General features: G+C 71.6%; 1 protein-coding gene. It reads right to left on the minus strand.

Annotated features, from left to right (window positions below; translation table 11 throughout):
• On the minus strand, positions 1 to 225 hold a 225-nt coding region (locus tag QM841_RS43015; protein ID WP_283336811.1), incomplete at both ends, for an aldehyde dehydrogenase family protein.

Raw genomic sequence — 225 nt, forward strand, 5'->3', positions numbered from 1 at the left:
GTCCAGTCCGCCGACCACCGAGGATCCGCCCTTGTCGAGTGCGTCCTGGACGTGGCCGCGGACGAGGTCGGACTGGCCGGCCATCGTCATCGGACCGTAGGCGGCGGCCCGGGGGCCGGGGTGCAGGACCTTCGACTTCTCGGCGACCAGTCGGCCGAACTCGTCGTACACCGAGTCGACGACGTAGAGGCGCTCGACGCCGGCGCACGTCTGTCCGGCGTTGCC

The organism is Rhodococcus sp. IEGM 1307, assembly GCF_030056915.1.
Taxonomy (GTDB): Bacteria; Actinomycetota; Actinomycetes; order Mycobacteriales; family Mycobacteriaceae; genus Rhodococcus_F; species Rhodococcus_F opacus_D.